The 26,329-nt window shown below is 53.5% G+C and carries 26 protein-coding genes; 20 read left to right on the top strand and 6 right to left on the bottom strand.

The window, feature by feature from the left end:
- Positions 1 to 82: 82 nt before the first annotated feature.
- From uvrD to corA, 3 genes are all read left to right on the top strand, one after another.
- Positions 83 to 2,245 (top strand): DNA helicase II, encoded by a 2,163-nt coding sequence (gene uvrD, locus KQJ18_RS07795; RefSeq protein WP_038634502.1) that lies wholly within the window; start codon positions 83 to 85, stop codon positions 2,243 to 2,245.
- Between the two features lie 247 nt (positions 2,246 to 2,492).
- On the top strand, positions 2,493 to 2,549 hold the full coding sequence (ysgD, locus tag KQJ18_RS07790; RefSeq protein ID WP_212723238.1) for a YsgD/CorL family protein: 57 nt from the start codon (positions 2,493 to 2,495) through the stop codon (positions 2,547 to 2,549).
- Between the two features lie 154 nt (positions 2,550 to 2,703).
- Complete coding sequence (gene corA, locus KQJ18_RS07785) at positions 2,704 to 3,654, top strand: magnesium/cobalt transporter CorA (RefSeq protein WP_038634499.1); 951 nt, start codon at positions 2,704 to 2,706, stop codon at positions 3,652 to 3,654.
- A 69-nt stretch (positions 3,655 to 3,723) separates the two neighbouring features.
- Here the strand turns inward: corA and rarD are convergent, their stop codons facing one another.
- The gene (gene rarD / locus KQJ18_RS07780; protein WP_038634496.1) at positions 3,724 to 4,620 is read right to left on the bottom strand and encodes an EamA family transporter RarD; all 897 of its coding nucleotides are present in this window, start codon (positions 4,618 to 4,620) and stop codon (positions 3,724 to 3,726) included.
- A gap of 51 nt (positions 4,621 to 4,671) precedes the next feature.
- Positions 4,672 to 5,139, bottom strand: a complete 468-nt coding sequence (gene yigI, locus KQJ18_RS07775; protein WP_003017917.1) for an acyl-CoA thioesterase YigI — start codon at positions 5,137 to 5,139, stop codon at positions 4,672 to 4,674.
- A 165-nt stretch (positions 5,140 to 5,304) separates the two neighbouring features.
- Here yigI and pldA point away from each other — a divergent pair, with 165 nt between their 5' ends.
- The 3 genes from pldA to rhtC all read left to right on the top strand — a co-directional run bounded on the left by pldA (position 5,305) and on the right by rhtC (position 8,776).
- Complete coding sequence (pldA, locus tag KQJ18_RS07770; RefSeq protein WP_038634493.1) at positions 5,305 to 6,174, top strand: phospholipase A; 870 nt, start codon at positions 5,305 to 5,307, stop codon at positions 6,172 to 6,174.
- An 88-nt stretch (positions 6,175 to 6,262) separates the two neighbouring features.
- The gene (gene recQ, locus KQJ18_RS07765) at positions 6,263 to 8,092 is read left to right on the top strand and encodes an ATP-dependent DNA helicase RecQ (RefSeq protein ID WP_038634489.1); all 1,830 of its coding nucleotides are present in this window, start codon (positions 6,263 to 6,265) and stop codon (positions 8,090 to 8,092) included.
- Positions 8,093 to 8,155: 63 nt separating this feature from the next.
- Positions 8,156 to 8,776, top strand: coding sequence for a threonine export protein RhtC (gene rhtC, locus KQJ18_RS07760; protein ID WP_038634488.1), 621 nt, complete (start codon positions 8,156 to 8,158; stop codon positions 8,774 to 8,776).
- A gap of 45 nt (positions 8,777 to 8,821) precedes the next feature.
- Here rhtC and rhtB read toward each other — a convergent pair whose 3' ends face one another.
- Positions 8,822 to 9,442, bottom strand: a complete 621-nt coding sequence (gene rhtB / locus KQJ18_RS07755) for a homoserine/homoserine lactone efflux protein (protein WP_069325083.1) — start codon at positions 9,440 to 9,442, stop codon at positions 8,822 to 8,824.
- A 110-nt stretch (positions 9,443 to 9,552) separates the two neighbouring features.
- On the opposite strand from rhtB, the gene pldB reads away from it, so the two are divergent.
- From pldB to KQJ18_RS07740, 3 genes are all read left to right on the top strand, one after another.
- Positions 9,553 to 10,569: a lysophospholipase L2 gene (gene pldB, locus KQJ18_RS07750; RefSeq protein ID WP_216421787.1), complete on the top strand. Its 1,017-nt coding sequence runs from the start codon at positions 9,553 to 9,555 to the stop codon at positions 10,567 to 10,569.
- Positions 10,570 to 10,584: 15 nt separating this feature from the next.
- A complete protein-coding gene (gene yigL, locus KQJ18_RS07745) occupies positions 10,585 to 11,385 on the top strand; it encodes a sugar/pyridoxal phosphate phosphatase YigL (RefSeq protein ID WP_038634479.1) in 801 nt (266 codons plus the stop codon).
- Positions 11,386 to 11,465: 80 nt separating this feature from the next.
- Positions 11,466 to 12,365 carry a carboxylate/amino acid/amine transporter gene (locus KQJ18_RS07740; RefSeq protein ID WP_121529766.1) on the top strand — a complete coding sequence of 300 codons (900 nt, stop codon included), beginning with the start codon at positions 11,466 to 11,468 and terminating at the stop codon, positions 12,363 to 12,365.
- Here the strand turns inward: KQJ18_RS07740 and metR are convergent.
- On the bottom strand, positions 12,253 to 13,206 hold the full coding sequence (gene metR, locus KQJ18_RS07735) for an HTH-type transcriptional regulator MetR (protein ID WP_038634477.1): 954 nt from the start codon (positions 13,204 to 13,206) through the stop codon (positions 12,253 to 12,255). The genes KQJ18_RS07740 and metR overlap by 113 nt on opposite strands.
- A gap of 234 nt (positions 13,207 to 13,440) precedes the next feature.
- On the opposite strand from metR, the gene metE reads away from it, so the two are divergent.
- Complete coding sequence (gene metE, locus KQJ18_RS07730) at positions 13,441 to 15,702, top strand: 5-methyltetrahydropteroyltriglutamate--homocysteine S-methyltransferase (protein ID WP_216421785.1); 2,262 nt, start codon at positions 13,441 to 13,443, stop codon at positions 15,700 to 15,702.
- A 54-nt stretch (positions 15,703 to 15,756) separates the two neighbouring features.
- Here the strand turns inward: metE and KQJ18_RS07725 are convergent, their stop codons facing one another.
- Positions 15,757 to 16,563 (bottom strand): dienelactone hydrolase family protein, encoded by an 807-nt coding sequence (locus KQJ18_RS07725; protein WP_038634473.1) that lies wholly within the window; start codon positions 16,561 to 16,563, stop codon positions 15,757 to 15,759.
- A gap of 265 nt (positions 16,564 to 16,828) precedes the next feature.
- On the opposite strand from KQJ18_RS07725, the gene udp reads away from it, so the two are divergent.
- From udp to tatD, 9 genes are all read left to right on the top strand, one after another.
- On the top strand, positions 16,829 to 17,590 hold the full coding sequence (udp, locus tag KQJ18_RS07720; RefSeq protein ID WP_006686084.1) for a uridine phosphorylase: 762 nt from the start codon (positions 16,829 to 16,831) through the stop codon (positions 17,588 to 17,590).
- Positions 17,591 to 17,730: 140 nt separating this feature from the next.
- Positions 17,731 to 19,161: a DNA recombination protein RmuC gene (gene rmuC / locus KQJ18_RS07715; protein WP_216421783.1), complete on the top strand. Its 1,431-nt coding sequence runs from the start codon at positions 17,731 to 17,733 to the stop codon at positions 19,159 to 19,161.
- Between the two features lie 94 nt (positions 19,162 to 19,255).
- Complete coding sequence (gene ubiE / locus KQJ18_RS07710) at positions 19,256 to 20,011, top strand: bifunctional demethylmenaquinone methyltransferase/2-methoxy-6-polyprenyl-1,4-benzoquinol methylase UbiE (RefSeq protein ID WP_003017897.1); 756 nt, start codon at positions 19,256 to 19,258, stop codon at positions 20,009 to 20,011.
- Positions 20,012 to 20,024: 13 nt separating this feature from the next.
- Entirely contained in the window at positions 20,025 to 20,630 is a 606-nt protein-coding gene (ubiJ, locus tag KQJ18_RS07705) for a ubiquinone biosynthesis protein UbiJ (protein WP_038634468.1), read from the top strand.
- Positions 20,627 to 22,267 carry a ubiquinone biosynthesis regulatory protein kinase UbiB gene (gene ubiB, locus KQJ18_RS07700; protein WP_069325080.1) on the top strand — a complete coding sequence of 547 codons (1,641 nt, stop codon included), beginning with the start codon at positions 20,627 to 20,629 and terminating at the stop codon, positions 22,265 to 22,267. Before ubiJ ends, ubiB begins: the two co-directional genes overlap by 4 nt.
- Positions 22,268 to 22,345: 78 nt before the next feature.
- Complete coding sequence (gene tatA, locus KQJ18_RS07695) at positions 22,346 to 22,600, top strand: Sec-independent protein translocase subunit TatA (RefSeq protein WP_003017888.1); 255 nt, start codon at positions 22,346 to 22,348, stop codon at positions 22,598 to 22,600.
- A gap of 3 nt (positions 22,601 to 22,603) precedes the next feature.
- Positions 22,604 to 23,152, top strand: a complete 549-nt coding sequence (tatB, locus tag KQJ18_RS07690) for a Sec-independent protein translocase protein TatB (RefSeq protein WP_085049780.1) — start codon at positions 22,604 to 22,606, stop codon at positions 23,150 to 23,152.
- A 2-nt stretch (positions 23,153 to 23,154) separates the two neighbouring features.
- Positions 23,155 to 23,946 carry a Sec-independent protein translocase subunit TatC gene (gene tatC, locus KQJ18_RS07685; RefSeq protein WP_038634459.1) on the top strand — a complete coding sequence of 264 codons (792 nt, stop codon included), beginning with the start codon at positions 23,155 to 23,157 and terminating at the stop codon, positions 23,944 to 23,946.
- Positions 23,947 to 23,987: 41 nt separating this feature from the next.
- A complete protein-coding gene (gene tatD, locus KQJ18_RS07680; protein WP_038634456.1) occupies positions 23,988 to 24,770 on the top strand; it encodes a 3'-5' ssDNA/RNA exonuclease TatD in 783 nt (260 codons plus the stop codon).
- Positions 24,771 to 24,776: 6 nt separating this feature from the next.
- Here the strand turns inward: tatD and rfaH are convergent, their stop codons facing one another.
- Positions 24,777 to 25,265 carry a transcription/translation regulatory transformer protein RfaH gene (rfaH, locus tag KQJ18_RS07675; RefSeq protein ID WP_038634455.1) on the bottom strand — a complete coding sequence of 163 codons (489 nt, stop codon included), beginning with the start codon at positions 25,263 to 25,265 and terminating at the stop codon, positions 24,777 to 24,779.
- A 204-nt stretch (positions 25,266 to 25,469) separates the two neighbouring features.
- On the opposite strand from rfaH, the gene KQJ18_RS07670 reads away from it, so the two are divergent.
- On the top strand, positions 25,470 to 26,329 hold an 860-nt coding region (locus tag KQJ18_RS07670; protein ID WP_216421780.1), incomplete at its 3' end, for a UbiD family decarboxylase.

Genomic DNA, 26,329 nt, shown 5'->3' with positions numbered 1-26,329 from the left:
GCAGAACTCTGTATATATACCCAGCTTTTTGGCGGATGGCGCTACGCTTCTCCGCCTTACCTACTTTTACGCGGCGGTGCCAATGGACGTTTCTTACCTGCTCGACAGCCTTAATGATAAACAGCGTGAAGCGGTGGCCGCGCCACGCAGCAACATGCTGGTTCTGGCAGGCGCGGGGAGTGGTAAAACTCGCGTACTGGTGCACCGTATCGCCTGGTTACTGACGGTAGAGAACAACTCGCCGTACTCCATTATGGCGGTGACCTTTACCAACAAAGCGGCGGCGGAAATGCGCCACCGTATTGGTCAGATCATGGGAACCAGCCAGGGCGGAATGTGGGTGGGGACCTTTCACGGCCTGGCGCACCGTCTGTTGCGCGCGCACCATATGGATGCGAATCTGCCGCAGGATTTCCAGATCCTCGACAGCGAGGACCAACTGCGTCTGCTCAAGCGCCTGATCAAAGCGATGAACCTTGACGAAAAGCAGTGGCCGCCGCGTCAGGCAATGTGGTTTATCAACAGCCAGAAAGATGAAGGGCTGCGCCCGCACCATCTGCAAAGCTACGGCAACCCGGTCGAACAGACCTGGCAGAAGGTCTATCAGGCTTATCAGGAAGCCTGCGATCGCGCGGGGCTGGTGGATTTCGCCGAACTGCTGCTGCGCGCCCATGAACTGTGGCTCAACAAGCCGCACATTCTGCAGCACTACCGCGAACGCTTTACCAATATCCTGGTGGACGAATTCCAGGATACCAACAACATTCAGTACGCCTGGATCCGTCTGCTGGCGGGCGACACCGGCAAGGTGATGATCGTGGGCGATGATGACCAGTCGATCTACGGCTGGCGCGGCGCGCAGGTGGAGAACATTCAGCGCTTCCTCAACGATTTCCCGGGCGCAGAAACCATTCGTCTGGAGCAGAACTACCGTTCGACCAACAATATTCTTAGCGCAGCTAACGCCCTGATTGAAAATAACAACGGGCGCCTGGGTAAAAAACTGTGGACCGACGGCGTCGACGGCGAGCCGATCTCGCTGTATTGCGCCTTCAACGAACTTGATGAAGCGCGCTTCGTGGTCAATCGCATTAAAACCTGGCAGGACAACGGCGGCGCGCTGGAACAGTGCGCGATTCTGTATCGTAGCAACGCCCAGTCACGCGTGTTGGAAGAAGCCTTACTACAGGCCAGCATGCCGTATCGTATCTATGGCGGTATGCGCTTCTTTGAACGTCAGGAAATTAAAGACGCGCTCTCCTACCTGCGTCTGATCGCTAATCGCAATGACGATGCCGCGTTTGAGCGTGTGGTGAATACGCCAACGCGCGGGATTGGCGATCGTACTTTAGATGTCGTACGCCAGACTTCCCGTGACCGCCAGCTAACATTGTGGCAGGCCTGTCGTGAACTGCTGCAGGAAAAAGCCCTGGCCGGTCGCGCCGCCAGCGCCTTACAGCGCTTTATGGAATTGATTGACGCGCTGGCGCAAGAGACTGCCGATATGCCGCTGCACGTGCAGACTGACCGGGTGATTAAAGATTCCGGTCTGCGCATGATGTACGAGCAGGAAAAAGGCGAGAAGGGTCAGACGCGTATCGAAAACTTAGACGAACTGGTGACGGCAACGCGCCAGTTCAGCTACAACGAAGAAGACGAAGACTTAATGCCGCTGCAGGCGTTCCTCTCCCACGCCGCGCTGGAAGCAGGCGAAGGGCAAGCGGATACCTGGCAGGACGCGGTACAGCTGATGACCCTGCACTCGGCGAAAGGGCTGGAGTTCCCGCAGGTATTTATCGTGGGTATGGAAGAAGGCATGTTCCCGAGCCAGATGTCGCTGGATGAAGGCGGCCGTCTCGAAGAAGAACGTCGCCTGGCCTATGTTGGCGTCACCCGCGCGATGCAGAAACTGACGCTCACCTACGCCGAAACGCGTCGTTTGTACGGTAAAGAGGTTTACCATCGTCCGTCGCGCTTTATCGGCGAACTGCCGGAAGCGTGCGTTGAAGAGGTGCGTCTGCGCGCCACGGTTAGCCGTCCGGTGAGCCATCAGCGGATGGGCACGCCAATGGCGGAAAACGATACCGGCTACAAACTTGGCCAGCGGGTACGCCACGCGAAGTTCGGCGAGGGCACCATCGTCAACCTCGAAGGTAGCGGTGAGCACAGTCGTTTGCAGGTCGCGTTCCAGGGGCAGGGCATTAAATGGCTGGTGGCGGCTTACGCCAGACTGGAAACGGTGTGATCGCCTGATGTCGTTGCGCGTATCAGATCTACTGACCGGGTAACATTTTGATTTGTAGGCCGGATAAGGCGAAGCCGCCATTCGGCTATCTGCCGGTTAATATTCTGAAATCATAGATAAATAATTCCCCTCTGCTAACCTTTCTGTATAAGGGGAAATTATTACTTTTTCGCCATCCGTTGCGTGTTGACGTCAAAATTTTGCTGGCGTAACATGCGCGCACGATTACGCTAAGAGGACATTCGCCTTGGACACACCCAGTAGATACTGGCTCATTATCCTGTCATCCAGGATCAACTCCTAAGGCTATCCCTTTTTGCTGATAGCCTTCGCGGTTGTCAGCGACCTTCTGTTTTTTCCCGTCGCGCTGAGTCAGGCTGTTTAATGGTCTGAAACCCAATTTGTTTCTGTGTGCCCTCCGAACTGTCCGATAATTTTTTGCATTGGGAGTCCCGGTCATGCTGAGCGCATTTCAACTGGAAAACAATCGTTTAACTCGCCTTGAGGCAGACGAGATCGAGCACCTGGCCAGTTCGGTTTGGGTCGATTTAGTCGAGCCGGATGACGAAGAACGAAACCGTGTGCAAAAGGACTTGGGCCAGAATCTGGCCACGCGCCCTGAACTGGAAGACATCGAAGCATCCGCACGTTTTTTTGAAGACGAGGATGGACTGCACATTCACTCCTTCTTCTTCTATGAAGACGCCGACGATCACGCGGGTAACTCAACCGTCGCATTTACCATTCGCGAAGGCCGCCTGTTTACCCTGCGCGAACGCGAACTGCCGGCGTTTCGTCTGTATCGCATGCGTGCGCGTAACCAGGCGATGGTGGATGGTAACGCCTACGAGCTGCTACTCGATCTGTTCGAAACCAAAATTGAACAGTTGGCGGATGAGATTGAAAACATCTATAGCGACCTGGAAAAACTCAGCCGTGTGATCATGGAAGGGCGTCAGGGCGATGAGTATGACGAAGCGCTTTCCACGCTGGCGGAACAGGAAGATATCGGCTGGAAGGTACGCCTGTGTCTGATGGATACCCAGCGCGCACTGAACTTTCTGGTGCGTAAAGCGCGTCTGCCGGGTGGTCAACTGGAGCAGGCGCGTGAGATCCTGCGCGATATCGAGTCTCTGCTGCCACATAACGAATCTCTGTTCCAGAAGGTTAACTTCCTGATGCAGGCGGCGATGGGCTTTATCAATATTGAGCAGAACCGCATCATCAAGATCTTCTCGGTGGTCTCGGTGGTATTTCTGCCGCCGACGCTGGTGGCTTCCAGCTACGGCATGAACTTTGAATTCATGCCGGAACTGCACTGGAGCTTCGGTTATCCTGGCGCGATTGTCTTTATGATGCTCGCAGGTCTGGCACCGTATCTGTACTTTAAACGTAAGAACTGGCTTTAATGGCGGTGTCTTATCAGGCCTACAGATTCCGTAGGCCTGATAAGCGTAGCGCCATCAGGCAAAAAGCCTTCACATCCCCATACGCGTTCTGCGTTGCGTATAAATCGCATCCATCACGAAAATCGCCAGCGCCACCCAGATAAAGGCGAACGTCACCATTTTATCCGCTCCCGGCACTTCACCGTAAAAGGTGATCGCCAGCAGGAACATCAACGTGGGTCCGATATACTGGAAGAAACCCAGTGTGGAAAGACGCAGACGTGTCGCTGCGCCGGTAAAGCACAGCAACGGAATGGTGGTCACGATACCGGCGGCAATCAGTAGCAGATTGAGTGACATCGGGTTTTGCCCCATATGGCTGGTTGGGCTATCCGCAATGCCAAACAGGTAGATAGCGGCAACGGGTAAGAGCCACAGGGTTTCAATCAACATGCCGGTTTGCGCTTCAACGGCAATCTTCTTACGCACCAGACCATAAAAAGCAAAGCTGAACGCCAGTCCCAGCGCGATTATCGGCAATGAGCCGAAGGTCCACAGCTGTACCAGTACGCCGCAGGCGGCTAACAGTACCGCCAACCACTGCATGCGACGAAAGCGCTCGCCGAGGAAAAGCATCCCCAGCACGATATTCACCAGCGGGTTAATAAAATAGCCGAGACTGGCTTCCAGCATATGGTGATTATTGACCGCCCAAATGAACAGCAGCCAGTTTCCGCCGATGAGCACCGCAGAGAGCGCCAGTAGGAAGATCTTCTTTGGCGTTTGTAGCAGCGTTTTAACACCCGACCACTGGCGGCTGATGCTCATCAGCACCACCATAAAGAAAAATGACCAGATGACGCGGTGCGTCAGGATCTCATCCGCCGGGACATAGTAAATCAGCTTGAAGTAGGCGGGAGCGATACCCCAAATAAAATAGGCAGCCAGAGCGAGTAACACGCCCTGCCGCGTTTGTTTAGCATCCATCGGGAAAACTCATTGCAGAAATGTAACAGCAGTTTACCTTTTTTTAAGCGCTTACCCCACCATATAAGTGGCGGTTGCGCTGGCGATATAGAGCTGTTCTTCGTTATGCAGTTCCACGCGCGCAACGGCTACTTTATTACCCGCCCGCAGCAGGCTGCTGGTAGCGGTAAAGCGATTCCCTCTCCCCGGGCGCAGGTAATCAACGCGTAAATCGATGGTGCCCATACGTGACATGCGCTGACGCAGTTCGTCCTCACTGATCGTTTCGTGACGGGTCAACGTGCTGCCTACACATACCAGTCCGGCGGCGACGTCGAGTGCTGAGGCGATCACTCCGCCATGCAGAATGCTTTGCGCCCAGTTACCGACCATCATCGGTTGATTATTAAACGCTAATTGCGCAAATTCTTTTTCATAGCGTTCCAGTTCCAGCCCCAGCGCACGGTTAAACGGCATATGATAAACAAACATTTCACCCACTAACTTCAGGGCTTCTTCAGCGGTCAGTACAGCAGACATACGATCTTAATACCTTATTGGTTAATGAAATGTTGATATTATGCTTATTATTTGTTGTTTTCTACTTTAGGACGGGATAACTAACGAGGAACGAGCTAAGTATGTAGAATGCTTGTCAGAAAATTATACAATTCATCAATATTTTGGTTCAGGAGAACATTACCGATGCGGGCGATTCTGGGATGGTTACTACCAGCAGTCATGCTGCCGTTGACCGCGTATGCGCAGGAAGCGACAGTAAAAGAGATTCATGATGCACCAGCAGTTCGGGGCAGTATCATCGCTAATATGCTGCAAGAGCATGACAACCCTTTCACGCTTTACCCTTATGACACCAACTACCTTATCTACACCAATACCAGCGACATGAACAAAGAGGCGATCAGCAGCTATAGCTGGTCGGACAATGCGCGCAAAGATGAGGTGAAGTTTCAGCTAAGCCTGGCGTTTCCCCTTTGGCGAGGAATATTGGGTCCGAACTCGGTTCTTGGCGGTTCCTATACGCAGAAATCCTGGTGGCAGCTTTCGAACAGTGAAGAATCTTCACCGTTTCGCGAAACCAACTACGAGCCGCAGTTGTTCCTTGGTTTCGCCACCGACTATCGCTTTGCCGGGTGGACGCTACGTGATGTCGAAATGGGTTATAACCATGATTCCAACGGGCGCTCCGACCCCACTTCACGTAGCTGGAACCGCCTGTATACCCGCCTGATGGCAGAAAACGGCAACTGGCTGGTGGAAGTAAAGCCGTGGTACGTCATTGGCAGTACCGATGATAACCCCGACATCACCAAATACATGGGCTATTATCAGCTGAAAATGGGGTATCACCTGGGCGACGCCGTTATCAGCGTGAAAGGTCAGTACAACTGGAATACCGGCTACGGCGGCGCAGAGTTAGGGGCAAGCTATCCTATTACGAAGCATGTTCGTCTCTACACCCAGGTCTACAGTGGTTACGGAGAATCGCTGATTGACTACAACTTCAATCAGACCCGTGTTGGCGTGGGTGTAATGCTTAACGATATCTTCTGACAGATATTGAGAGTATTTTAATCATTGCAGTTTCTTTCTCAGGCGCTGAAAATAGCGCCTGTTTTTATTTCAGGTTAATGGGGTTAATGTGGCGCAGGCGGAAGTGTTGAATCTGGAAATGGGCGCTAAACAGGTTTTGCAGGAAACCTTTGGCTACCAACAGTTTCGCCCAGGCCAGGAAGAAATTATCGACACCGTGCTCTCTGGTCGCGACTGCCTGGTCGTTATGCCCACCGGTGGCGGCAAATCCCTGTGCTATCAAATTCCCGCATTATTACTCAACGGACTCACCGTTGTTGTTTCGCCGCTGATTTCCCTGATGAAAGACCAGGTCGATCAACTGCTGGCCAACGGCGTGGCGGCGGCGTGCCTGAACTCCACCCAAAGTCGTGAGCAGCAGCTTGAGGTGATGGCCGGCTGCCGCAGCGGGCAGGTTCGCTTGCTGTATATTGCCCCTGAGCGCCTGATGCTGGATAACTTCCTTGAGCATCTTGGGCACTGGAATCCGGTGCTGCTGGCGGTGGATGAAGCGCACTGTATTTCGCAGTGGGGGCATGACTTCCGCCCTGAATACGCCGCGCTGGGCCAGCTGCGTCAGCGTTTCCCAACGCTGCCGTTTGTGGCGTTAACCGCGACCGCGGATGAAACCACCCGGCTGGATATCGTGCGCCTGCTGGGCCTCAACGATCCGTTAATTCAGATCAGCAGCTTTGATCGGCCGAATATTCGCTACATGCTGATGGAGAAGTTTAAGCCGCTCGATCAACTGATGCGCTACGTGCAAGAACAACGCGGTAAATCCGGCATTATTTACTGTAACAGCCGCGCCAAAGTCGAAGACACCGCTGCGCGCCTGCAAAGCCGCGGCATCAGCGCCGGGGCTTATCATGCCGGGCTGGAAAACAGCGTGCGCGCCGAGGTGCAGGAAAAATTCCAGCGCGATGACCTGCAAATTGTGGTGGCGACCGTAGCGTTCGGCATGGGGATCAACAAACCTAACGTGCGCTTCGTAGTGCATTTTGATATCCCGCGCAACATTGAGTCCTATTATCAGGAAACCGGTCGTGCCGGGCGTGATGGCCTGCCGGCGGAAGCGATGCTGTTTTACGATCCGGCTGATATGGCGTGGCTCCGCCGTTGCCTCGAAGAGAAACCTGCCGGACAACTGCTGGATATCGAACGCCATAAGCTCAATGCGATGGGGGCGTTTGCCGAGGCGCAAACCTGTCGTCGTCTGGTTCTGCTGAATTATTTTGGCGAGGGGCGTCAGGAGCCGTGTGGTAACTGCGATATCTGTCTCGATCCGCCAAAACAGTACGACGGCTTAAACGATGCGCAGATTGCGCTTTCCACGATTGGCCGGGTCAATCAGCGCTTTGGTATGGGATATGTGGTGGAGGTTCTGCGCGGAGCGAATAATCAGCGTATCCGCGAGTTGGGCCACGATAAACTCAAGGTTTATGGCATGGGGCGCGATAAAAGCCATGAACACTGGGTGAGCGTAATTCGCCAGCTTATCCATCTTGGGCTGGTGACGCAAAATATCGCGCAGCATTCCGCACTGCAGATGACCGATGCCGCGCGTCCGGTTCTGCGCGGCGAAGTCCCGTTGCAGCTTGCGGTACCGCGAATCGTGGCGCTGAAACCGCGCGCTATGCAGAAATCCTTCGGCGGCAATTACGATCGCAAACTGTTTGCCAAATTGCGTAAGCTGCGTAAAGCCATTGCCGATGAAGAGAATATCCCGCCGTATGTGGTGTTCAACGACGCCACGTTGATTGAAATGGCCGAGCAGATGCCGGTTTCGCCGAGCGAAATGCTGAGCGTCAACGGCGTGGGAATGCGTAAACTTGAACGTTTTGGCAAAGAGTTTATGGCACTTATTCGCGCCCACGTCGATGGTGACGACGAAGAGTAGTCAGCCAGGCAAAAAAGTGCCAGGATGGTGACTCACTGAACTATTTCCCCGCGAGTCATTTTTATGTTAACGCTATTTTTTACCGTTGCGTTGGTGCATATCGTTGCGCTGATGAGTCCCGGTCCCGATTTCTTCTTTGTTTCTCAAACGGCCGTTAGCCGTTCGCGCAAAGAAGCCATGATGGGCGTGCTGGGTATTACCTGTGGCGTCATGGTCTGGGCTGGCGTGGCGCTGCTTGGCCTGCATCTGATTATCGAAAAAATGGCCTGGCTGCACACCATTATCATGGTGGGCGGCGGCCTGTATCTGTGCTGGATGGGTTACCAGATGCTGCGCGGCGCGTTTAAAAAACAGGACGTAGCGGCCCCTGCCCCACAGGTTGAACTGGCGCAGAGCGGACGCAGCTTTTTAAAAGGCCTGTTGACCAACCTCGCCAACCCGAAAGCGATTATCTATTTTGGCTCCGTGTTCTCATTGTTTGTTGGCGATAGTGTAGGAACGGGCGCGCGTTGGGGCATTTTCGCGCTGATCATCGTGGAAACGCTGGCGTGGTTTACCGTAGTTGCCAGCCTGTTTGCATTACCGAAAATGCGTCGCGGCTATCAGCGTCTGGCGAAGTGGATCGATGGCTTTGCCGGCGCGCTGTTCGCGGGCTTCGGTATCCATCTGATCATTTCGCGCTAAGCTTCCTTCATGCCGGATAAGCACTAACGCCATCCGGCACCGTTATCAGGCATGCCTTGCCGATGCCAGCAGGGCGCCTATCAGCATAAACAGTGAACCAAACACTTTGTTCAGCGCTTTCATTTGCTTTGGCCCCTTAATCCAGCCAGCAATGCGCGTAGCCAGCGTCGCGTAACCGATCATCACAATAATATCGACCACAATGGTCGTGACGCCAAGCACCACATACTGCATCAACTGCGGTTCCTGCGGCAGGATAAACTGCGGGAACAGGGCGGCAAGAAAAACAATGCTTTTGGGGTTGGTCAGATTAACAAAGACCGCGCGTTTGAACAGGCGGCTGCGCGATTGCGTATTCGCCATGGTGTTCAGATCGATAGCGCCCGCCGCCCGCCATTGCTGAATTCCTAGCCAAATCAGGTAAGCCGCGCCCGCCCACTTCAGCACTTCAAACGCGATCGCTGAACGTGAAAATAGCGTTCCCAGCCCTACGCCAACCAAAACGATATGAATGCCCAGTCCGGTCTGTAGACCCGCAATCGATGCGCTGGCACCGCGATAACCGTGGCTGATGGCGGTGGTCATGGTGTTGATTGCGCCAGAGCCTGGAGACAAGCTCAAAATAATAGAGGTCAGCAGGTAGGCGAACCACCATTCAAAGGTCATGAGAAACTCCCGGATTGTCTATTTTTATGCCACAATACGCTACTGTCGGTACGTTGTATCAGACATGGCAAAAAAAACGATTTTACTTGGTCAACGAGGCTGGATACCCGATGTTTCAGCAGCAAAAAGACTGGGAAACAAGAGAAAACGCGTTTGCTGCTTTTTCCATGGGACCACTGACAGATTTCTGGCGTCAGCGGGAAGAAGCGGAGTTTACGGGCGTAGATAATGTCCCCGTACATTTTGTGCGCTTTCACGCAGAGAAAAACGATCGCGTCATCGTCGTCTGTCCTGGACGCATTGAAAGCTATGTAAAATACGCTGAACTGGCGTACGACCTGTTTCATTCTGGTTTTGACGTTCTCATTATCGATCACCGTGGCCAGGGGCGTTCCGGCCGTATGCTTTCGGATCCGCATCGCGGTCATGTGGATAACTTTAATGACTATGTCGACGATTTAACCGCTTTCTGGCAGCAGGAAGTGTCACCCGGTCCGTGGAGAAAACGCTATATACTGGCGCATTCTATGGGCGGGGCGATTGCCACGTTGTTCCTGCAGCGTCACCCGAATCAGTGTGATGCCATTGCGCTTTGCGCGCCGATGTTTGGTATTGTGATGCGCTTTCCCGACTGGATGGTGCGTCAAATTCTGGACTGGGCTGAAGGGCATCCACGGATCCGCGAGGGTTATGCCATGGGGACCGGGCGCTGGCGGGCGCTGCCATTCGGGATGAATGCGGTAACCCACAGTCGACAGCGCTATCGGCGCAATCTGCGTTTCTATGCCGATGAACCTCGGCTGCGCGTGGGCGGTCCCACTTACCACTGGGTACGTGAAGGCATTCTGGCGGGTGAACAGGTCCTGGCCGGGTCGGGAGATGACGCGACGCCAACATTGCTTATCCAGGCCGAAGAAGAGCGTTTGGTTGATAACCGTATGCACGATCGCTTTTGTGAACTCCGCGCTGCAGCGGGCCATCCAGTAGAGGGAGGTCAGCCGCTTGTCATCAAAGGCGCGTACCATGAGATCCTTTTTGAAAAGGACGCAATGCGCTCAGTCGCGCTTAACGCTATTGTCGAATTTTTCGACAAGCATAACTCATCCAGCGGAAACCGCTTTGCCTAGAGGTTTAATTTTCTTATGTATCAGGTTGTTGCGTCTGATTTAGACGGTACGCTGCTTTCCCCCGACCATACGTTGTCCCCTTATGCCAAAGAGACACTGAAATTATTGACCGCACGTGGCGTTAACTTCGTGTTTGCGACTGGCCGTCATCATGTTGATGTGGGGCAAATTCGCGATAACCTTGGCATTAAAACCTACATGATCACATCCAACGGCGCGCGCGTGCACGATTCTGCCGGGAATCTGGTGTTTACCCATAACCTGGATCGCGACATTGCCAGCGACCTGTTCGGCGTGGTAAATGCAAATCCGGACATCGTAACCAACGTTTATCGTGATGATGAATGGTTTATGAATCGCCATCGCCCGGACGAAATGCGCTTCTTTAAAGAAGCGGTATTTAACTATTCTCTGTTTGAACCTGCGCTACTGGAGCCTGAAGGCGTCAGCAAAGTGTTTTTTACCACCGATTCTCATGAAAGGCTGCTGCCGCTGGAGCAGGCGATTAACGCCCGCTGGGGCGATCGCGTCAACGTCAGCTTCTCTACGCTTACCTGTTTGGAAGTTATGGCTGGCGGCGTGTCGAAAGGTCATGCGCTGGAAGCGGTGGCGAAAGCGATGGGCTACAGCCTGCAGGACTGCATCGCTTTCGGCGATGGCATGAACGATGCGGAAATGCTCTCCATGGCTGGTAAAGGCTGCATCATGGGCAACGCGCACCAACGCCTGAAAGATCTTCATCCGGAACTGGACGTGATTGGACTCAACGCCGATGATGCCGTGCCGCACTATCTGCGTAAGCTCTTTTTGCAGTAACGTCACCGTTCGTTAGTTGACCAGTTGTCAACTAAAAACTTCGCTACAATGGGTGTACCTTTTGTTAAGAGACATCCATTGTGGCGTTACTCATCATTACCACAATTCTGTGGGCCTTTTCCTTTAGCCTGTTTGGCGAGTACCTTGCCGGTCATGTCGATAGCTATTTTGCGGTGCTGGTGCGTGTTGGGCTGGCGGCGCTGGTGTTCCTGCCATTTTTACGCACCCGTGGGCACAGCGTAAAAACGATCGCGCTGTATATGCTGGTAGGGGCCATGCAGCTTGGCATTATGTATATGCTGAGTTTTCACGCCTATCTGTACCTGACGGTTTCAGAACTGCTGCTCTTTACCGTACTGACGCCGCTCTACATTACGCTGATTTATGATCTCATGAGCGGACGTCGTCTGCGCTGGAGCTACGCCTTCAGTGCGTTGCTGGCGGTGATCGGTGCGGGGATCATTCGTTACGACCAGGTGACCAGCCACTTCTGGACCGGCCTGCTGCTGGTACAGTTGTCCAATATCAGCTTTGCCATTGGCATGGTGGGCTACAAGCGTCTGATGGAAACGCGGCCAATGCCGCAGCACAACGCCTTCGCCTGGTTTTACATGGGGGCATTTATGGTGGCGATAGTGGCCTGGTTCATGCTGGGTAACGCGCAGAAAATGCCTGCAACTACACTACAGTGGGGCATCCTGGTGTTTCTTGGCGTGGCGGCGTCCGGCATCGGTTACTTTATGTGGAACTATGGCGCGACGCAGGTGGATGCGGGTACGCTGGGCATCATGAACAATATGCATGTGCCGGCCGGGCTGCTGGTTAACCTGGCTATCTGGCATCAACAGCCTCACTGGCCGAGCTTCATCATTGGTGCGGCTGTGATAGTGGCCTCACTGTGGGTACATCGAAAGTGGGTCGTTCCGCACTCCGCACAAACGGCAGGTGATCGCAGGCGTGATTCCGCGCTGAGCGAATAAACGCTTCCGTGACCGGCTGTCGCTGTTCGCCATCGCGCACGGCGGCGTACAGTCGGCTCCACAATCCATCACCCAGGGTTTTGGTTACCACCAGACCCTGGCGCTCAAAACTCTCCACCACCCAGTGTGGTAAAGCCGCGATACCCATTTTGGCTGCAACCATCTGAATCAGCAGCAGGGTGTTATCCACGCTCTTCAGCGACGGGCTAACGCCCGCAGGCTGCAGGAAATGCCGCCAGACATCCAGCCGACTCCGTTGTACCGGATAAATAAGCAGCGTCTCGCTGGCTAAATCCTCCGGGGTGATTTGCGTTTTGCTGGCCAGCGGATGGTCCGGCGCCAGGACCAGGCGTACTTCAAAATCAAACATCGGCGAGTAGTGCAATCCGCTGCGCGGCAGAATGTCGGAGGTCAACACCAGATCCAATTCATCCTGCTGTAGCGCAGGTTGCGGATCGAACGTCACGCCGGATTTAAAGTCCATTTCCACCTGCGGCCAGTTGGCACGAAAATTCTCCAGCGCGGGCGTCAGCCATTGGATACAGCTGTGGCATTCAATCGCGATGCGTAGCCGGGTTTGCTGCGGTTCGTTGCAGGCCTGCAGCGCGCGACCGATTTGCGGCAACACCTGGTTTGCCAACTGCAGCAAAATTTCGCCCTGCGGCGTAAAGCGCAGAGGCTGACTTTTACGGATAAAAAGACGAAAGCCGAGGCGTTGCTCCAGATCGCTGAACTGGTGAGAAAGGGCGGATTGGGTCTGATGCAACGTCGCCGCTGCGGCTGCCAGCGAACCACTATTCCGCAACGCCTGGAGCGTTTTCAGGTGTTTAATCTCGATCATGAAAGTCCTTCACTTCGGCATGAACAAATTGCGCTTGAGGAATATACAGTAACCGCCAATTATGGATGTGTAAACATCTGGACGGCTAAAATCCTTCGTCTTTTAAATTTATGGTGCGTTGGCTTCGTTTCCTCACCCCAGTCACTTACTTCAGTAAGCTCCTGGGATGAGCAAACTTGCCGCCTTCCCTAAATTCAAAATCCATAGGATTTACATATAATTAGAGGAAGAAAAATGACAATATTGAATCACACCCTCGGTTTCCCTCGCGTTGGCCTGCGTCGCGAGCTGAAAAAAGCGCAAGAAAGCTACTGGGCGGGAAATTCTTCCCGTGAGGAATTGCTGGCTGTTGGCCGCGAGCTGCGCGCCCGCCACTGGGATCAGCAGAAGCAGGCGGGCATTGACCTGCTGCCGGTGGGCGATTTTGCCTGGTACGATCACGTGCTAACCACCAGCCTGCTGCTCGGTAACGTTCCGGCACGTCATCAAAATAAAGACGGCTCGGTTGATATCGATACCTTATTCCGCATTGGTCGTGGTCGCGCCCCGACGGGTGAGCCAGCGGCGGCGGCAGAAATGACCAAATGGTTTAATACCAACTATCACTACATGGTGCCGGAGTTCACCAAAGGTCAGCAGTTCAAACTGACCTGGACCCAACTGCTGGATGAAGTGGACGAAGCGCTGGCGCTCGGCCACAAGGTGAAGCCTGTACTGCTTGGGCCGGTAACTTACCTGTGGCTGGGGAAAGTGAAGGGCGAACAGTTTGACCGCCTGACCCTGCTCAACGACATTCTGCCGGTTTACCAGCAGGTGCTGGCCGAGCTGGCGAAACGCGGTATTGAGTGGGTACAGATTGATGAACCCGCGCTGGTACTGGAGCTGCCGCAGGTTTGGCTGAACGCCTTCAAACCCGCGTATGACGCGCTGGCAGGGCAGGTAAAATTACTGCTGACCACTTATTTTGAAGGCGTAACGCCGAACCTGGATACCATTACCGCGCTGCCGGTGCAGGGTCTGCACGTTGATTTCGTTCATGGCAAAGATGACGTTGCCGGGCTGCACCAACGCCTGCCTGCCGACTGGCTGCTGTCAGCCGGTTTGGTAAACGGTCGTAACGTCTGGCGCGCCGATCTCAGCGAAAAATATGCGCAAATTAAAGACATCGTCGGGAAACGTGCTCTGTGGGTGGCTTCTTCCTGCTCTCTGCTGCACAGCCCAATCGATCTCAGTGTGGAAACCCGCCTTGATGCCGAAGTGAAGAGCTGGTTTGCCTTCGCGCTGCAAAAGTGCGGCGAGCTGGCGCTGCTGCGCGATGCCCTGAACAGCGGCGATACGGCGGCAATTGTGGAATGGAGCGCACCGATCCAGGCGCGTCGTCACTCTACCCGCGTACACAACGCCGCAGTGGAAAAACGTCTGGCGGCGATCACCGCGCAAGACAGCCAGCGCGTCAACGCTTACCCGGTTCGCGCCGAGGCGCAGCGTGCCCGCTTTAATCTACCGGCATGGCCGACCACTACGATCGGTTCATTCCCGCAAACCACCGAAATTCGCGGTCTGCGGCTGGATTTCAAAAAGGGCAACCTGGATGCTGGTCACTACCGTACCGGTATCGCCGAACATATAAAACAGGCGATCGTTGAACAGGAACGTCTGGGCCTCGATGTGCTGGTGCACGGTGAAGCCGAGCGTAATGACATGGTGGAATACTTTGGCGAGCATCTGGATGGTTTTGTCTTTACCCAGAACGGTTGGGTGCAGAGCTATGGTTCTCGCTGCGTGAAGCCGCCGGTGGTAATTGGCGACGTCAGCCGCCCGGAAGCGATCACCGTGGAGTGGGCGAAGTACGCGCAGTCGCTTACCGACAAGCCGGTAAAAGGTATGTTGACCGGTCCTGTGACCATTCTTTGCTGGTCATTCCCGCGTGAAGACGTGACGCGTGAAACCATCGCCAAGCAGATTGCGCTGGCGCTGCGTGATGAAGTGGCGGATCTGGAAGCGGCGGGTATCGGTATTATTCAGATTGATGAACCGGCGCTGCGCGAAGGTCTGCCGTTGCGTCGCAGCGACTGGGCCGAGTATCTGGCGTGGGGGGTAGAAGCCTTCCGCATTAACGCGGCGGTGGCGAAGGATGAAACTCAGATCCACACCCACATGTGTTACTGCGAGTTCAACGACATCATGGATTCCATTGCGGCGCTGGACGCGGATGTGATCACCATTGAGACCTCACGCTCCGACATGGAGTTGCTGGAATCGTTTGAAGAGTTCGACTATCCGAATGAAATTGGGCCGGGTGTCTACGATATTCACTCGCCGAACGTCCCGAGCGTGGAGTGGATTGAGGCCCTGCTGAAGAAGGCGGAGCAGCGTATTCCGGCGGAGCGGCTGTGGGTGAACCCGGACTGCGGCCTGAAAACCCGAGGCTGGCCGGAAACCCGTGCCGCACTGGCGAATATGGTGAAGGCCGCGCAGAACTTGCGTCAGGCTTAAAAACAAAACGGAGGCTAACGCCTCCGTTTTGATGATCGGTTTACCTGGCGATACTTATTTCTTCTCGCCGTATTGCGCGAACCACTCCAGCATTCTCTGCCAGCCATCTTTGGCGGACTCTTCGTGGTAGCTCGGGCGGTAATCGGCATTAAATGCATGCCCGGCATCGGGATAAACCACAATTTCCGCTTTTGCATTAGCGGCGCGTAGCGCCTGACGCATAGTTTCGACGGTAACCTGAGGAATACTGGTGTCCTGACCACCATAAAGCCCCAGAACAGGAGCGTTAAGATCGGTGGCGATATCAACGGGATGTTTCGGCGAGTTGAGGGTCTTATCGCCTACCAGTTTGCCATACCACGCTACCGCTGCTTTTAACTGCGGATTGTGCGCTGCATACAGCCAGGTGATGCGTCCACCCCAGCAAAAACCTGTGATCATTAATCGATGCGCGTCACCGCCGTTGCGGGAGGCCCAACTGGCGACGTGGTCCAGATCGGCTAGTACCTGAGCGTCAGGCACTTTGGCGACAAGGCCGCTGAGCAGCGTGGGGATATCGGCAAAGTCATTGGGATCGCCTTCGCGGAAATAGAGCTCTGGCGCGATAGCCAGATACCCTTCCAGGGCCAGACGGCGGCAAACGTCACGAATGTGTTCATGAATGCCAAAAATCTCCTGCACGACAATGACCACGGGCAGGGGGCCATCGGTCTGTTTTGGTCGTGCGTGATACGCTGGCATATCATCGCCTTGTGAAGGTATGGACGTTACACCGGCGATAATTGCGTTATCCGGTGTGTGAACCGTAGTAGACGTCGGTGGAGATACAGCAGGTGCAAAGCCAGATTGTCGTGTGGTCATGGTATTCTCCGTACCCTTAAATATTCAGCCAAAAAGCGCATTATTAACTATAGACATATGCAACGAACCACATTGCCTTAAACGGTCTATCTTTTGTGCAAGGCGTCTTTACATCACGTCATTTATGTGATGTGTATCACTATTTCATGGTAATCGAATGCAATTGATTTGCATCATGGTGATGTCTGTCACGAAAATTTGTTTATGCCTTCGGTAAAGTGTGTTTTTGCTTCTTCTGACAAAACCGATTCACAGAGGAGTTTTTATGTCTAAGTCTGATGTTTTTCATCTCGGCCTCACTAAGAACGATTTACAAGGGGCCCAGCTCGCTATCGTCCCTGGCGACCCGGAGCGTGTGGAAAAGATCGCCGCGCTGATGGATAAGCCGGTTAAGCTGGCATCCCATCGCGAGTTCACGACCTGGCGTGCTGAGCTGGATGGTAAAGCCGTGATCGTTTGCTCTACCGGTATCGGCGGCCCGTCCACCTCTATTGCCGTAGAAGAACTGGCGCAACTGGGCATTCGTACCTTCCTGCGTATCGGTACGACTGGCGCAATTCAGCCGCACATCAATGTTGGCGACGTGCTGGTCACCACTGCGTCTGTCCGTCTGGATGGTGCAAGCCTGCACTTCGCGCCAATGGAATTCCCGGCCGTTGCCGACTTCGAGTGCACCACTGCGCTGGTGGAAGCGGCGAAATCTATCGGTGCGACTACCCATGTGGGCGTCACCGCGTCATCTGACACCTTCTACCCGGGCCAGGAGCGTTATGACACCTTCTCTGGTCGCGTAGTGAGCCGTTTCAAAGGCTCGATGGAAGAGTGGCAGTCCATGGGGGTCATGAACTACGAAATGGAATCCGCAACGTTGCTGACCATGTGTGCCAGCCAGGGCCTGCGTGCCGGTATGGTTGCTGGTGTTATCGTGAACCGTACTCAGCAAGAGATCCCCAATGCGGAAACGATGAAACAAACGGAAAGCCACGCGGTGAAAATCGTGGTGGAAGCTGCCCGCCGTTTACTGTAATTCTCACTTCTGTTCAAAAAGGCCGACGCGTTCGGCCTTTTTATTTTGCGTAGTGCCTCGCAGGAAATTCCTTTTAAACTGGACGTTTATACAGCACAATTCTATTTTGTGCGGGTAAGCCGTTGCTGTAAGGGGGCGTTGTGGATATTTCAATTATGATGAGTGCTGTGTTGGCGTTAGCCGCAGGGCTGCTGGTGGGGTGGCTGGCGACAAAAGCGCGGGCCGATCAGATCCGTGCCGACCTCATCGAAGAGCGACGTGAACTGGATATTGCGTTAAGCGCTGCCCGCCAACAACTCGCACAGGAAGCCCACTGGCGCGACGAGTGCGAGCTACTCAATAACGAATTACGCAGCCTGCACAGCATCAACACCTCTCTGGAAGCCGATCTCCGTGAAGTCACTACCCGGCTGGAAGCGACGCAGCAGCATGCGGAAGATAAAATCCGCCAGATGATCAACAGCGAACAGCGCCTGAGTGAACAGTTTGAAAACCTGGCGAACCGCATTTTTGAGCACAGCAACCGCCGCGTCGATGAGCAAAACCGCCAAAGCCTGAACAGCCTGCTGGCACCGCTTCGTGAACAGCTGGACGGTTTTCGTCGTCAGGTTCAGGATAGCTTCGGCAAAGAGGCGCAGGAACGTCATACTCTGGCGCATGAAATTCGTAATCTTCAGCAACTGAACGCGCAGATGGCGCAGGAAGCGGTAAACCTGACGCGGGCCTTAAAAGGCGATAACAAAACGCAGGGCAACTGGGGGGAGGTGGTACTCACGCGGGTGCTTGAAGCCTCCGGTCTGCGTGAAGGTTATGAATACGAAACTCAGGTTAGCATTGAAAACGATGCCCGTTCGCGTATGCAGCCCGATGTCATTGTCCGGCTACCCCAGGGGAAAGATGTGGTGATCGACGCAAAAATGACGTTGGTTGCCTATGAGCGCTATTTTAACGCGGAAGATGAATATACCCGCGAGAGCGCGTTGCAGGAGCACATCGCCTCAGTGCGAAACCATATTCGTCTGCTGGGCCGAAAAGATTATCAACAGCTTCCCGGGCTGCGTTCGCTTGACTACGTGCTGATGTTTATTCCCGTCGAGCCTGCTTTTTTGCTGGCGCTGGACAGGCAACCTGAACTGATAACCGAGGCGCTTAAAAATAACATTATGCTGATCAGCCCCACCACGTTGTTAGTGGCATTGCGCACGATCGCCAACCTGTGGCGCTACGAGCATCAGAGCCGTAATGCGCAACAAATTGCCGATCGGGCCAGTAAACTTTATGACAAGATGCGCTTGTTTGTGGATGATATGTCGGCGATTGGCCAAAGTCTGGATAAAGCCCAGGACAACTACCGACAAGCGATGAAAAAACTCTCTTCAGGCCGTGGAAACGTCCTGTCACAGGCAGAGGCGTTTCGCAGTTTAGGTGTGGAAATTAAGCGCGAGATAAATCCTGAGCTGGCTGAACAAGCCACTACGCAGGATGAAGAGTACCGCTTGCGCTCGGTCCCTGAGACGCAACAGGATGCGCCTTACCCTGATGACGAAGCGGTAAATCAGCAATCAAACTAGTCCGTTTGGGGTAGTTGAACGGGGCAGAAGGGTAGGGCAAATTGGCCCAATCTGTTACACTTCTTGAACATTTTTTGAATGAGCAGGCACTGAGATGGTGGATAATTCACAAGAAACGACGCACTTTGGCTTTCAGACCGTCGCTAAAGAGCAGAAAGCTGACATGGTGGCCCACGTTTTTCATTCTGTGGCCTCGAAATATGACGTTATGAATGACTTAATGTCATTTGGCATTCATCGTTTGTGGAAGCGCTTCACCATTGATTGCAGTGGCGTGCGTCGCGGTCAAACCGTTCTGGATTTGGCGGGCGGTACGGGCGACCTGACGGCGAAATTCTCTCGCATGGTGGGTGAAACCGGTAAAGTCGTACTGGCGGATATCAATGACTCAATGCTCAAAATGGGTCGCGAAAAGCTGCGTAATATCGGCGTAGTAGGTAACGTTGAGTACGTTCAGGCGAACGCGGAAGCACTGCCTTTCCCTGATAACACGTTTGACTGCATTACCATTTCTTTCGGTCTGCGCAACGTAACGGATAAAGACAAAGCTTTACGATCCATGTATCGCGTGTTGAAGCCGGGCGGACGTTTACTGGTGCTGGAGTTCTCCAAGCCGATTATCGAACCGCTGAGCAAGGCCTACGATGCTTATTCTTTCCATGTTCTGCCGCGCATCGGTTCCATGGTCGCAAGCGATGCGGACAGTTACCGCTATTTGGCGGAATCCATTCGTATGCATCCCGATCAGGACACGCTAAAAGCAATGATGCAAGATGCCGGGTTCGAAAGCGTTGATTACTACAACCTGACGGCTGGTGTCGTTGCGCTGCATCGTGGTTACAAGTTCTGACAGGAGATTGGGGATGCCTTTAAAACCCTTAGTGACCGCAGGCGTTGAAAATCTGCTCAATACCTTTCTGTATCGTTCTCCTGCGCTGAAATCAGCCCGAACGCGTTTACAGAGCAAGGTGCTGCGTGTTGATCTTAAAGGATTTTCAACACCCTTAGTCCTGGTGTTTAGTGAGCGCCAGGTCGATGTGCTGGGGGCATGGGAAGGCGAAGCCGATTGCACAGTAATCACACATGCCAGCGTGTTGCCGAAATTACGCGACCGCCAGCAACTTACCACGCTTATTCGCAGCGGTGAGCTGGAGGTTCAGGGTGATATCCAGGTGGTGCAGAACTTTGTGGCGCTGGCCGATCTGGCTGAGTTTGATCCCGCAGAACTGTTAGCGCCCTATACCGGCGATATCGTCGCGGAGGGGGTCAGCAAAGTCTTGCGTGGCGGCGCGAAGTTCTTGCGCCATAACATTCAGCGCCAGCAGCGCTATGTAGCCGAAGCGATCACCGAAGAGTGGCGTATGGCTCCCGGCTCGCTCGAGGTTGCATGGTTTGCAGAAGAAACGGCAGCCGTTGAACGTGCGGTCGAATCTCTGGCCAAACGGCTGGAAAAACTGGAGGCCAAATGACGCCAGGTGAAGTACGGCGCCTTTATTTCATCATTCGCACTTTCTTAAGCTACGGTCTTGATGAACTCATCCCTAAAATGCGTATCACGCTGCCGCTTCGGTTGTGGCGTTACTCGCTGTTCTGGATGCCCAACCAACATAAAGACAAACCGCTGGGAGAAAGGCTGAGACTGGCTTTACAGGAGCTCGGCCCGGTGTGGATCAAATTTGGGCAAATGCTCTCTACCCGTCGTGACCTTTTCCCACCGCACATCGCCGATCAGCTTGCGCTATTGCAGGATCGCGTTGCCCCATTTGATGGGCAACGGGCGAAAGAACAAATCGAAGAAGCCATGGGCGGACTGCCCGTCGAGGAGTGGTTTGATGATTTTGAGATCACGCCGCTGGCATCCGCGTCTATTGCTCAGGTCCATACCGCACGACTGAAGTCCAATGGTAAAGAGGTGGTGATCAAAGTTATCCGCCCGGACATACTGCCGGTCATTAAAGCGGATTTAAAACTGATTTACCGCCTTGCGCGCTGGGTTCCTCGTCTGCTACCGGATGGCCGTCGTCTACGGCCAACAGAAGTGGTCCGCGAGTATGAAAAAACGTTGATTGATGAGCTGAACCTGCTGCGCGAATCGGCGAACGCAATTCAGCTGCGACGTAATTTTGAAGATAGCCCGATGCTGTACATCCCGGAAGTGTATTCCGACTATTGCAGTCAGAACATGATGGTGATGGAGCGCATATATGGTATCCCCGTATCGGATGTCGCAACGCTTGAGAAGAATGGCACCAACATGAAGTTGTTGGCTGAACGCGGCGTGCAGGTCTTCTTTACTCAGGTATTTCGCGACAGTTTTTTCCATGCGGACATGCATCCTGGGAATATTTTCGTGAGTTATGAGCACCCTGAAAACCCGAAATACATTGGTATTGATTGCGGGATTGTGGGTTCTTTAAATAAAGAAGATAAGCGCTACCTTGCTGAAAACTTTATTGCGTTCTTTAACCGAGACTACCGCAAAGTTGCCGAACTGCACGTGGATTCAGGTTGGGTTCCGCCTGATACCAACGTTGAAGAGTTTGAATTTGCAATCCGTACCGTGTGCGAGCCGATATTCGAAAAACCGCTGGCGGAGATTTCCTTTGGCCACGTGCTGTTGAATCTGTTTAACACCGCGCGTCGATTCAATATGGAAGTCCAGCCTCAGTTGGTTTTGCTCCAGAAGACGCTGCTGTACGTTGAAGGTGTCGGACGACAACTCTATCCGCAGTTAGATTTGTGGAAAACGGCCAAGCCGTTTCTCGAATCCTGGATTAAAGATCAGGTCGGTATTCCTGCGCTCGTCAGGGCATTTAAAGAAAAAGCTCCGTTCTGGGTCGAAAAAATGCCAGAAATACCTGAACTGGTGTATGACAGTTTGCGCCAGGGCAAATATTTACAGCACAGTGTTGATAAGATTGCCCGCGAGCTTCACGCGAATCATGTGCGTCAGGGACAATCCCGTTATTTATTGGGCATTGGCGCAACATTGTTGCTAAGTGGAACATTCCTGCTGGTAAGCCGCCCTGAGTGGGGGCTTATGCCGGGCTGGTTAATGGCGGGAGGCGTCATAGCCTGGATAATCGGCTGGCGCAAAATGCGCTGAATTTTTCATCGCCCAAGGCAGGCCGTGTAACGTATACTACGGCCTTATTAATTCATCATCTATGACAGAGGAACATGTATGGGTGGTATCAGTATTTGGCAGTTGTTGATCATTGCCGTCATCGTTGTACTGCTATTTGGCACCAAGAAACTCGGCTCCATCGGTTCCGATCTTGGCGCGTCTATTAAAGGCTTCAAAAAAGCGATGGGTGATGATGAACCTAAGCAAGATAAAACCAGCCAGGACGCTGATTTTACTGCTAAATCCATTACCGATAAGCAGGGCGAAGTGAAAAAGGAAGACGCCAAAAGCCAAGATAAAGAGCAGGTATAATCCGTGTTTGATATCGGTTTTAGCGAACTGTTATTGGTATTCGTGATCGGCCTCATTGTCCTGGGGCCGCAACGATTACCCGTGGCGGTAAAAACGGTTGCTGGCTGGGTTCGCGCTTTGCGTTCCCTTGCAACTACTGTTCAGAACGAACTGACCCAGGAGCTTAAGCTTCAGGAATTCCAGGACAGCCTGAAGAAAGTAGAGAAAGCGAGCCTGACAAATCTGACCCCGGAGCTGAAAGCATCAATGGATGAGCTGCGTGAAGCGGCGGAGTCGATGAAGCGTTCTTATAGCGTGCACGATCCTGAGAAAGCCAGCGATGAAGCGCACACTATCCATAATCCGGTGGTGAAAGACGGTGAAGCGCAGCGAGAAGGGGTCACCCCAGCTGCCGCTGAAAACCAGGCCAGTTCGCCGGAGCAAAAACCGGAATCCACGGGTGCTAAAACGCCAGAGCCGACGGAAAACACTTCCGCCACGTTGATGGATGCAGAAAAGAAAGCTGCCGCACCTGTTGTCGAATCCTCCCCCTCGTCGAGTGATAAACCGTAAACATGGCTGTAGAAGATACCCAACCGCTCATCACGCATCTTATTGAGCTGCGTAAGCGACTCCTGAACTGCATTATTGCTGTGTTCGTGATCTTTCTGGCATTGGTGTACTTTGCCAACGACATTTACCATATGGTTGCGGCGCCGTTGATCAAACAGATGCCGCAGGGCGCAACAATGATCGCCACCGATGTGGCCTCGCCGTTCTTTACCCCGATAAAGTTAACCTTCATGGTGTCGCTGATTCTGTCAGCGCCAGTGATCCTCTATCAGGTCTGGGCATTCATTGCGCCTGCTTTGTACAAACATGAACGTCGCCTGGTTGTGCCGTTGTTGGTCTCCAGTTCGTTATTGTTCTACATCGGTATGGCATTCGCCTATTTTGTCGTCTTCCCGTTGGCGTTTGGTTTCCTTGCCAATACGGCTCCGCAAGGCGTACAGGTATCGACAGACATTGCCAGCTATCTCAGTTTCGTAATGGCGCTGTTTATGGCTTTCGGTGTCTCTTTTGAGGTCCCTGTCGCCATTGTGCTGCTATGCTGGATGGGCATTACGACGCCTGAAGACTTACGCAAGAAACGCCCTTACGTTGTAGTGGGGGCATTTGTCGTCGGGATGCTATTGACCCCGCCAGATGTCTTCTCGCAAACGCTGTTGGCGATACCGATGTACTGCCTGTTTGAGGTGGGTGTGTTCTTCTCTCGATTCTATGTCGGTAAGCGACGTACGCGAGATGAGGATAACGAGGCTGAAGAAGCAAAAGAAGCTGAAGCCACCGAGAAAACTGAAGAATAAACGCAACCGCCCGTCAGGGCGGTTGTCATATGGGAGGAAGCATGTTTGATATTGGCGTTAATTTAACCAGTTCACAATTTGCGAAAGACCGGGATGAGGTCGTGGCGCGCGCCTTTGCTGCGGGCGTAAACGGAATGCTTCTGACCGGAACAAACCTGCACGAAAGCCAGCAGGCTTTAACGTTGGCGCAGCATTATCCGCATTGCTGGTCCACGGCTGGCGTGCACCCGCATGACAGCAGCCAATGGCAGTCCTCAACAGAAGCAGAAATTATTGCGCTGGCAAACCATTCACAGGTGGTCGCTATTGGTGAGTGCGGCCTGGATTTCAATCGCAATTTCTCCACGCCGCAGGAGCAGGAGCGTGCTTTTGTGGCACAACTGCGCATTGCTGCTGAACTGCAGATGCCGGTTTTCATGCATTGTCGGGACGCCCATGAGCGTTTTCTGACGTTACTGGAGCCATGGCTGGACAGCCTGCCTGGTGCGGTGCTGCACTGCTTTACAGGCTCGCGCCAGGAGATGCAGGACTGTGTAGACCGCGGTCTTTACATTGGTATCACCGGGTGGGTGTGTGATGAGCGCCGGGGCATGGAACTGCGTGAGCTGCTGCCCTTTATCCCGGTTGAGAGATTGCTGATCGAAACCGATGCGCCCTACTTACTTCCCCGGGATTTAACGCCTAAACCAGCGTCACGGCGCAATGAACCTGCGCACCTACCCCATATTCTTGAGCGTATTGCCCACTGGCGCGGCGAGGATCCTCAATGGTTGTCAGCAACCATTGATGCGAACGTCAGAACGCTGTTTGAAGTGACTTTCTAAGGCGACTTAAATTTTTCGAAAGCCGGTGTTTTTCACGCTCTGCTTAACCTCTTTATTCAATAGGTTAAGCAGCAGCATGGAACGCGCTTCGCCATCGGGTTCGGTAAAGATCGCTTTCAACCCCTCAAACGCACCTTCGGTAATAATCACACTGTCCCCCGGATGAGGGGTTTCAGGGTCAACAATACCTTCAGGTTTATAGATGGAAAGTTGATGAATGACGGGAGAAGGAACGGTCGCCGGCGTCGCACCGAAACGGACGAAATGGCTAACACCACGCGTGGCATTGATGGTGGTGGTGTGGATCACTTCCGGGTCGAACTCGACAAACATATAATTAGGGAATAGGGGTTCACTGACTGTGGTCCGTTTACCGCGCACCATTTTTTCCAGGGTGATCATAGGCGTCAGGCAGTTCACCGCCTGTCTTTCCAGATGTTCCTGGGCTCGCTGAAGTTGCCCACGTTTGCAGTACAGTAAATACCAGGATTGCATAATAACTCTTATCCGCTTGTTCTGAGCGCCAGCATAGCAAAAGCCATGAGTTAAGTTAATTATACCCGCCGCAAAGCAGGCTGAAACCCAATGGGTATATACTCCCAGGCCTTATATGTATCGCCAGAGTTCACGCTAATTTAACAAAAATACAGCATCACAATGATGAACGCCGTATAATGAAGCGCTTACGAAGAGGCCACAATGGACGCCATGAAATATCACGATTTACGCGACTTCCTGACGCTGCTTGAACAGCAGGGCGAGCTCAAACGCATTTCGCTTGAGGTGGATCCCCATCTGGAGATCACTGAAATTGCCGATCGCACCTTGCGTGCCGGTGGGCCTGCGTTACTGTTTGAAAATCCTAAAGGCTATACAATGCCGGTGCTGTGTAACCTGTTTGGCACACCGAAGCGTGTGGCGATGGGGATGGGGCAAGAAGATGTCTCGGCGCTACGGGAAGTGGGTAAGCTGTTGGCGTTTTTGAAAGAGCCTGAGCCACCGAAAGGATTTCGCGATCTGTTCGATAAGCTGCCGCAGTTTAAGCAGGTGTTGAACATGCCGACTAAGCGGTTACGCGGCGCGCCTTGCCAGCAAAAAATCTATTCAGGCGATGAAGTCGATTTAAACCGTATTCCGATTATGACCTGCTGGCCAGAGGATGCTGCGCCGCTGATTACCTGGGGGCTGACCGTTACGCGCGGCCCGCATAAAGAGCGGCAGAATCTCGGTATCTATCGTCAGCAGCTGATTGGCAAAAACAAGCTCATTATGCGCTGGCTTTCCCATCGCGGCGGCGCGCTTGATTATCAGGAGTGGCGCGCGGCGCATCCTGGTGAACGGTTCCCGGTTTCTGTGGCCTTGGGAGCAGACCCGGCAACAATTCTGGGCGCTGTTACACCTGTCCCGGATACATTATCTGAGTACGCATTTGCCGGGCTGTTGCGTGGCACCAAAACTGAAGTGGTCAAATGTATTTCCAACGATCTGGAAGTGCCTGCCAGCGCTGAAATTGTGCTGGAAGGCTATATCGAACCGGGTGAAATGGCCCCGGAAGGACC

It is taken from the genome of Citrobacter sp. S55_ASV_140 (genome assembly GCF_018919505.1).
Lineage (GTDB): Bacteria > Pseudomonadota > Gammaproteobacteria > Enterobacterales > Enterobacteriaceae > Citrobacter > Citrobacter werkmanii.
The sequence above is the reverse complement of the archived record's forward strand: the minus strand, read 5'-3'. Positions and strand labels throughout refer to the sequence as shown.

Bases quoted from the DNA above. Each gene is read 5' to 3' on its own strand.
- uvrD (WP_038634502.1), top strand. From the start codon at position 83: ATGGACGTTTCTTACCTGCTCGACAGCCTTAATGATAAACAGCGTGAA.
- corA (WP_038634499.1), top strand. From the start codon at position 2,704: ATGCTGAGCGCATTTCAACTGGAAAACAATCGTTTAACTCGCCTTGAG.
- rarD (WP_038634496.1), bottom strand. From the start codon at position 4,620: ATGGATGCTAAACAAACGCGGCAGGGCGTGTTACTCGCTCTGGCTGCC.
- yigI (WP_003017917.1), bottom strand. From the start codon at position 5,139: ATGTCTGCTGTACTGACCGCTGAAGAAGCCCTGAAGTTAGTGGGTGAA.
- pldA (WP_038634493.1), top strand. From the start codon at position 5,305: ATGCGGGCGATTCTGGGATGGTTACTACCAGCAGTCATGCTGCCGTTG.
- rhtC (WP_038634488.1), top strand. From the start codon at position 8,156: ATGTTAACGCTATTTTTTACCGTTGCGTTGGTGCATATCGTTGCGCTG.
- rhtB (WP_069325083.1), bottom strand. From the start codon at position 9,442: ATGACCTTTGAATGGTGGTTCGCCTACCTGCTGACCTCTATTATTTTG.
- pldB (WP_216421787.1), top strand. From the start codon at position 9,553: ATGTTTCAGCAGCAAAAAGACTGGGAAACAAGAGAAAACGCGTTTGCT.
- yigL (WP_038634479.1), top strand. From the start codon at position 10,585: ATGTATCAGGTTGTTGCGTCTGATTTAGACGGTACGCTGCTTTCCCCC.
- metR (WP_038634477.1), bottom strand. From the start codon at position 13,206: ATGATCGAGATTAAACACCTGAAAACGCTCCAGGCGTTGCGGAATAGT.
- metE (WP_216421785.1), top strand. From the start codon at position 13,441: ATGACAATATTGAATCACACCCTCGGTTTCCCTCGCGTTGGCCTGCGT.
- KQJ18_RS07725 (WP_038634473.1), bottom strand. From the start codon at position 16,563: ATGACCACACGACAATCTGGCTTTGCACCTGCTGTATCTCCACCGACG.
- udp (WP_006686084.1), top strand. From the start codon at position 16,829: ATGTCTAAGTCTGATGTTTTTCATCTCGGCCTCACTAAGAACGATTTA.
- ubiE (WP_003017897.1), top strand. From the start codon at position 19,256: ATGGTGGATAATTCACAAGAAACGACGCACTTTGGCTTTCAGACCGTC.
- ubiJ (WP_038634468.1), top strand. From the start codon at position 20,025: ATGCCTTTAAAACCCTTAGTGACCGCAGGCGTTGAAAATCTGCTCAAT.
- ubiB (WP_069325080.1), top strand. From the start codon at position 20,627: ATGACGCCAGGTGAAGTACGGCGCCTTTATTTCATCATTCGCACTTTC.
- tatA (WP_003017888.1), top strand. From the start codon at position 22,346: ATGGGTGGTATCAGTATTTGGCAGTTGTTGATCATTGCCGTCATCGTT.
- tatC (WP_038634459.1), top strand. From the start codon at position 23,155: ATGGCTGTAGAAGATACCCAACCGCTCATCACGCATCTTATTGAGCTG.
- tatD (WP_038634456.1), top strand. From the start codon at position 23,988: ATGTTTGATATTGGCGTTAATTTAACCAGTTCACAATTTGCGAAAGAC.
- rfaH (WP_038634455.1), bottom strand. From the start codon at position 25,265: ATGCAATCCTGGTATTTACTGTACTGCAAACGTGGGCAACTTCAGCGA.